At 71.4% G+C, this 6,453-nt stretch carries 7 protein-coding genes and 2 tRNA genes (1 of these 9 only partly in view); 5 read left to right on the top strand and 4 right to left on the bottom strand.

The annotated features are described in order from the left end of the window. Positions 1 to 71 precede the first annotated feature (71 nt). The 4 genes from BKE38_RS16130 to BKE38_RS16115 all read right to left on the bottom strand — a co-directional run bounded on the left by BKE38_RS16130 (position 72) and on the right by BKE38_RS16115 (position 3,582). A complete protein-coding gene (locus tag BKE38_RS16130; protein WP_076958311.1) occupies positions 72 to 878 on the bottom strand; it encodes a formate/nitrite transporter family protein in 807 nt (268 codons plus the stop codon). A 25-nt stretch (positions 879 to 903) separates the two neighbouring features. Beyond that, positions 904 to 3,174: an FdhF/YdeP family oxidoreductase gene (locus BKE38_RS16125; protein ID WP_207553587.1), complete on the bottom strand. Its 2,271-nt coding sequence runs from the start codon at positions 3,172 to 3,174 to the stop codon at positions 904 to 906. 139 nt (positions 3,175 to 3,313) lie between these two features. Beyond that, a tRNA-Gly gene (locus tag BKE38_RS16120) sits at positions 3,314 to 3,388 on the bottom strand. Between the two features lie 119 nt (positions 3,389 to 3,507). After that, positions 3,508 to 3,582, bottom strand: a tRNA-Gly gene (locus BKE38_RS16115). Between the two features lie 249 nt (positions 3,583 to 3,831). Between BKE38_RS16115 and BKE38_RS16110 the strand changes: the two genes are divergently transcribed. The 5 genes from BKE38_RS16110 to BKE38_RS16090 form a co-directional block, all read left to right on the top strand. Then, positions 3,832 to 4,413, top strand: coding sequence for a prolyl-tRNA synthetase associated domain-containing protein (locus BKE38_RS16110; RefSeq protein WP_083747589.1), 582 nt, complete (start codon positions 3,832 to 3,834; stop codon positions 4,411 to 4,413). 94 nt (positions 4,414 to 4,507) lie between these two features. Further along, complete coding sequence (locus BKE38_RS16105) at positions 4,508 to 5,440, top strand: thioredoxin family protein (protein ID WP_076958309.1); 933 nt, start codon at positions 4,508 to 4,510, stop codon at positions 5,438 to 5,440. 15 nt (positions 5,441 to 5,455) lie between these two features. Continuing rightward, positions 5,456 to 6,112 (top strand): LON peptidase substrate-binding domain-containing protein, encoded by a 657-nt coding sequence (locus tag BKE38_RS16100; RefSeq protein ID WP_076958308.1) that lies wholly within the window; start codon positions 5,456 to 5,458, stop codon positions 6,110 to 6,112. A gap of 60 nt (positions 6,113 to 6,172) precedes the next feature. Further along, a complete protein-coding gene (locus BKE38_RS16095) occupies positions 6,173 to 6,397 on the top strand; it encodes a Trm112 family protein (RefSeq protein ID WP_076958307.1) in 225 nt (74 codons plus the stop codon). A gap of 10 nt (positions 6,398 to 6,407) precedes the next feature. Beyond that, on the top strand, positions 6,408 to 6,453 hold the start of the coding sequence (locus BKE38_RS16090; protein ID WP_076958306.1) for a gamma-butyrobetaine hydroxylase family protein. It continues 320 nt past the right edge of the window; only the first 46 of its 366 coding nucleotides appear in the window; it begins with the start codon at positions 6,408 to 6,410; the stop codon falls past the right edge of the window.

The raw sequence follows: 6,453 nt of genomic DNA, 5'->3' as shown, positions 1-6,453 counted from the left end.
CAGCAGCAGCGGATCGAGGTTCCAGCGGCTGCCGAGCTCGAAGGGTTCGGGCGGCAGGCCGCAATAGCTGGTCATCGTCTGGCCTCCCGCGCGGCCGCGGCGCTGCCCTGCCGCAGCGCGCCATGGCCCTGCGCCAGCCCCAGCGCCAGCAGCGCGCCGCCGGCGAGGTTGCCCAGGCTGCTCCACAGCAGGTTGCGCGCGCCCTCCGACCAGAGGACCGCCTCGGCCGGCATGGCCAGCCAGCCGAGCGGGATGATCGACATATTGGCGACCGAATGCTCGAGCCCGGCCGCCACGAAGATCATCACCGGCCCGACGATGGCGAGGATCTTGGCCGGCAGCCGCGGCGCCGCCATCGCCATCCAGACCGCCAGGCAGACCAGCATGTTCGCCAGGATGGCCGAGCAGAAGGTGGCCAGGGCGGACTTCGCCAGCTTCTCCTGCACCATCTCGCGGGCAGCGGCGCCGATGCTGTCGTCCAGCCCGCCGGCCGCGGCATAGAGCGCCGCCACCGCCAGGCTGCCGGCCAGGTTGCCGAGCCAGACCACCGCCCAGGCGCCGGCCATCCGCGCCGGCCGCAGCGCGCCGGTCGCCGCCGGCAGCACCATCATGGTGTTGCCGGTGAAGAGCTCGGCGCCGACCACCATCACCATGATCAGCCCGACCGAGAAGGCGAAGCCGGACAGCAGCTGCACCGCGCCGCCGCCGCCGCCGGACTGCGCCACCATCGAGATCACCGAGCCGAAGGCGATGAAGCCGCCGGCGAAGCCGGCGAGCAGCAGCATGCGCAGCCAGGGCTGTTCGGCCTTGGCGGCCAGCAGCCCCGGGGCCAGCACCGCGATGGCGCTGCCGGCCGGATCCTTGCGCGCGTCATCCATTGGACATCCCCTCCGCCAGCGCGCCTCAGCCGGCCGCGGCGATCCGCACCGGCACGGCCTTGGCGGCCGGCGTCTTCGATTCCCGGTCGTGGTGGTCGAGCGCGATCAGCGGATTGAGCTCCGGGTAGTAGCCGGCGATGCTGCCCTGCGGCAGGTCGAAGGGCACCACCTCCAGCGCATCGACCCGCCGCGCGCGGCCATCGGCAGCGTCGCCCAGCAGCGCGACGCGCTGCCCCGCCGCCAGCCCGGCGCGGCGGATATCGGCCGGGTTCATCAGCACGACGTCGCGCTTGCCCTCGATGCCGCGCAGCCGGTCGCTGTAGCCATAGACCGTGGTGTTGAACTGGTCGTTGGAGCGCAGGGTGATCAGCCGGTAGCGCCCGTTGTCGTCCGGCACGTCGGTCGCGGCCAGCATCGCCGGCGCGGTGAAGGCCGCCCGGCCGCTCTCGGTCTGCCACACCCGCTCACGGGCGCTGTTGCCGCGGTAGAAGCCGCCGGTCTCGAAGATCCGCGCGTTCATGCGGGCGAACTGCTCGGGATAGGTCTCGGCGATCAGGTCGCGCACCAGGCCGTAATCGGCGGTCCAGTCGTCCCAGCGCAGCCGGGCATTCGGCGCCAGCGTCGCCTTGGCGATGCCGGCGACGATCGCCAGCTCCGAGCGCAGCTGCGGGCTGGCCGGCCTGCGGTGGCCGAGCGAGGCATGGATGTGGCTGAAGCTGTCCTCGACCGTCACCGTCTGCGGCCCGCTTTGCTGCAGATCCTCCTCGCTGCGGCCGAGGCAAGGCAGCAGATAGGCGACGCGGCCGTTGAACAGATGCGTGCGGTTCAGCTTGGTGGCGATCTGCACCGTCAGCTGCAGCCGCTCCCAGGCCGGCTCCAGCCGCGCCTGGTCGGGGATGGCGCGCAGGAAATTGCCGCCGAGGCCGAGGAAGGCCCGCACCGAGCCGTCGAGCAGCCCTTCGCAGACCTCGACGGTGGTCAGCCCGGTCTCGCGCGGCGGATCGAAGCCGAACTGCTCGGCCAGCTTGTCCAGCGGCACCAGCTCCGGCTTCTCGGCGATGCCGACGGTGCGCTGGCCCTGCACGTTGGAATGGCCGCGCACCGGGCAGATGCCGGCGCCGGGCCGGCCGATATGGCCGCGCAGCAGCAGCAGGTTCACCAGCATGGCGATGTTCTCGAAGCCATGGACATGCTGGGTCAGGCCCATGCCATAGACGCCGATGACGCGCTTGGCGGCGAGGAAGACGCCGGCTGCCGCCTCCAGATCGGCCTGCGACAGTCCGGATTCCCGCTCGATGCTGGACCACGGCGTGGCCGCGGCCTGGGCGCGGAAGGCCTCGAAGCCGGTGCAGTGCTCGGCGATGAAGCCGTGGTCGAGCACCGTGCCGCCGCGCTGCGCGTCGGCGGCCAGCACCACCTTGCACAGGCCCATGATCGCCGCGATGTCGCCGCCCGGGCGCACCTGCAGATACTGGTCGCTGATCCGCGTCGCGCCGGCGCCCAGCATCTGCGTCGGCCGCTGCGGGTTGACGAACTCGGTCAGGCCCTTCTCGCGGATCGGGTTGAAGGTGACGACCTTGCAGCCGCGCTCTACCGCCTCCTGCAGCAGGTGCAGGAAGCGCGGGCTGTTGGTGCCGGTATTCTGGCCAAAGAAGAAGATGGCGTCGCATTGCGCGAAGTCGTCCATCACGCAGGTGCCGACCGGCGAGCCGATCAGCCGCGCCAGCGCCACCGAGGTGGTCTCGTGGCACATGTTGGAGCTGTCGGGCAGGTTGTTGTGGCCGTGCAGCCGGGCGAAGAGCGCGTAGAGATAGGAGGTCTCCAGGCTGGCCCGGCCGGAGGCGTAGAAGACCGAGGATTTCGGCGGCAGCGCGCGGAGCTCGCGGCCGATGGCCTGGAAGGCCTCGTCCCAGCCGCAGGGCAGGTAGCGGTCGCTGGCGGCGTCGTAGCGCATCGGATGGGTCAGGCGGCCCTGATGCTCCAGATCGTGGTCGCTCCAGCCGCGCAGCGCGGTGACGCTGTGGCGGACGAAGAAATCCGGGCCGCAACGCCGGCTGGTCAGCTCCCAGAGCGTCGCCTTGGCGCCGTTCTCGCAGAACTCGAAGGCGTGGGGATGCTTGGGCTTGCCCCAGGCGCAGCTGGTGCACATGAAGCCGCCGGCCTTGTTCTGCCGCCGCAGCGTGTCCAGCGCGGCAGGCGTCGCCGCCTGCCGCAACATGGTCTCGCCGATCCCGCGCAGGGATCCCCAGCCGCCCGAAGAGCCCTCATAGGCCACGGTGCCAGACCGCTCGCGCATCGCATCGCCCCCCGCCATTCAGAGGGTAAGCGGTGAGGCGAGCAAAGGTTGCCGAAAGTTCATGATCGACGGACGAGCAGGCGCCCGCGCGAGAACGCTGCCAAACCGGGCACAAATCGTTTTTGGAGAGGGAATGATCTGGAGCGGGCGAAGGGATTCGAACCCTCGACCCCAACCTTGGCAAGGTTGTGCTCTACCCCTGAGCTACGCCCGCGCTCCGTGCCGGCGGCCGTTCAGGGACGGCCTCGGCGGCGCGATCCGGCAAGCGGATACGTTCCTCGGGCAGACCCGAAGACCGGAAACGCTATCCAGATCACGAAGATACTTCCGAATTGGAGCGGGCGAAGGGATTCGAACCCTCGACCCCAACCTTGGCAAGGTTGTGCTCTACCCCTGAGCTACGCCCGCGCTCCGTATCGGGCCGCCATCCGGACGCTGCCGTCTGGCGTGGCGGCGATATGTCATGGCGCGGGCCTCGCCGCAACCCCCCTGTTTTCAATGACGTGAATTTTTTGACCCGTGAATTTTTTGGCCAGGCCTGGCGGGTGGCCTCCGGCAGCGGTGCCAGTGGCAGGGAAGGCGGCCCCCCTTGAGGTGGCGGCCCGCCTCCGCCCAGACTGGCGCCGACGCAGCCGACGAAAAGAGACCCCGCCCCGCATGACCGCCGCCCCGCCGCCGCTGACCGAAGCAACCGAAGCAGAAGCTCCACTCGCCTCCGGCAGGCCCGCGGCCACCCCGGCGCAGCTGCTGGCGCGGCTGGAGGAGCTTGGCATCGAGCAGGAAACCGTCGAGCACCCGCCGCTCTTCACGGTCGCCGACAGCAAGGCGCTGCGCGGCCAGCTGCCCGGCGGCCACGCCAAGAACCTGTTCCTGAAGCCGAAGCAGCCCGGCCCCTACCTGCTGGCGGTGCTGGAGGAGGACCGGCAGGTCTCCATCAACGCCCTGCTGCGGGCGGTCGGTATTCCGCGCGGCCGCTTCGCCTCGGCGGAAGAGCTCTGGGCCGAGCTCGGCGTGCGGCCCGGCTCGGTCACGCCCTTCGGCATGGTCAATGCCGCGCCCGGCCGGGTGCGCATCGTCATCGACCGGGCGCTGATGGAAAGCGGCCGGGTGCATTTCCACCCGCTGGTGAACACCGCCACCACCGGCCTGGCGCCGGCGGGGCTGTGGCGCTTCCTCGAGGCGCTGGGCCATGCGCCGGAGCTGCTTGACCCGCCGGCGGCCGAATCCGTGCCGGAATAAGCGTCCTGCCGGCTCGCTCCGCGGCGCTTCGCGCCTTGCGCTGGGCGGCGCGCAGCGCATCTATGGGCGGCAGGAAAATGCCGGAGCTACCCCCATGGACGTCATCACCGACCCCAACAACGCCACCCCTGCCGCGGCCGAGCTGATCAAGGACGGCGATTCCCGCTCCTTCATGCAGGATGTCATCCAGGCCAGCCGCGAGGTGCCGGTCCTGGTCGATTTCTGGGCGACCTGGTGCGGCCCCTGCAAGACGCTGACCCCGGCGATCGAGAAGGTGGTCAAGGCCGCCCAGGGCCGCGTCCGGCTGGTCAAGATCGACATCGACCAGAACCGCCAGCTGGTCGCCCAGCTGTCGCAAATGGGCCTGCCGCTGCAGTCGGTGCCGACCGTCGTCGCCTTCTGGCAGGGCCAGATCGCCGACCTGTTCCAGGGCGCCCTGCCGGAATCCGAGATCAAGCGTTTCGTCGAGACCCTGCTGAAGGCCGCCGGCGGCGAGATGCCCTCGGCCGAGCTGCTGGGCGAGGCCAAGGCGGCGCTGGAGCAGGGCGACCACCAGGGCGCGCTCGAGCTCTTCGCCGCGGTGATGCAGCAGGAGCCGGAGAATCCGGAGGCGATCGCCGGCCTGGCCCGCACCCTGCTGGCCATGGGCGAGGAGGAGCAGGCGCTGGAGCTGCTGTCCCAGGTGCCGGAGAAGCTCGCCAGCCATGCCGAGATCGCCGGCGTGCGCAGCGCCCTCGAGCTCGCCGCCGAGGGCCGCAAGGCCCGCGAGATGCTGTCCGAGTTCGAGGCCCGGCTGGCCGCCGATCCGGACGACCACCAGGCCCGCATCGACAAGGCGGTCGCGCTGAACGCCATGGAGAAGCGCGACGAGGCGGCGGCCGAGCTGCTGGCCTCCCTGAAGCGCGACCGCAGCTGGAACGAGGAGGCGGCGCGCAAGCAGCTGCTGAAGTTCTTCGAGGCCTGGGGCCCGATGGACCCGGCGACGGTCAGGGCGCGGCGCGGCCTGTCCACCCACCTGTTCCGCTGAGGCGCGGGGCCGGGAATGGACCCCTTCCAGCCCCGGCCCGACAGCCTGCCCGCGGTGGTGCCGGTCTTCCCGCTGACCGGCGCGCTGCTGCTGCCGGGTGGCCGGCTGCCGCTCAACATCTTCGAGCCGCGCTACCGGGCGATGATCGAGGCGGCGCTGGCCGCCGGCCGGCTGCAGGCCATGGCGCTGCCCGATCCGGGCTTCCCTCGCGTCGCCGGCCGCTCGACCATGCAGAAGATTGCCTGCCTCGGCCGGATTTCCTCCTTTTCTGAGACCGAGGACGGGCGCTACTTGGTCACCCTGCGCGGCCTGCTGCGCTTCCGCATGGCGGAGGAGCTGCCGGACGACCCGGCCGGCTTCCGCCGGGTGCGCGCCGATTTCGCCCCCTATCTGGCCGACCTGGCGCCGCCGGCCGAGGCGCCGCTGGACCGCCCGGCGCTGCTGGCGGCGCTGCGCCCCTATTTCGCCGCCCGCCGCATCGAGGCGGACTGGTCGGCCATCGAGCGGGCGCCCGCGGCCATGCTGGTGACCAATCTCTGCATGCTCTGCCCCTTCGGCGACGCCGAGAAGCAGGCCCTGCTGGAGGCGCCCGACCCCGCCGCCCGCGCCGCCATGCTGGTCGCGCTGCTGCGGCTGGAGGCGGCGGGCCCCACCCAGGGCCGCGCCAGCTAGGTCGCCGCCGCCGCTGAAAGAGTTGACGCCGCCGGGGGCGTGGCGCAGGAATCCCGCGACATGACGCATGCAAACGACACCGATCCCGTGACCCCCGCCGCGCCGCTGGGCGGCCCGGTCGATCCGCGCCTGCTGGAGATCCTGGTCTGCCCGGTCAGCAAGGGCACGCTGCGCTACGACCGCGAGCGCGGCGAGCTGGTCAGCGAGCAGGCCGGCCTTGCCTATCCGATCCGCGACGGCATCCCGATCATGCTGCCGGACGAGGCGCGCCGCCTCGACGGCTGAGCCGCCCGCCTTGCCGATTCCCACCGAAGTCCGGCTGAAGCGCGCCGAGCGCCGGC

This window comes from Teichococcus deserti, assembly GCF_001982615.1.
In the GTDB taxonomy this organism is placed as follows: domain Bacteria; phylum Pseudomonadota; class Alphaproteobacteria; order Acetobacterales; family Acetobacteraceae; genus Pseudoroseomonas; species Pseudoroseomonas deserti.
This window is presented reverse-complemented; position numbering and strand designations above follow the sequence as displayed.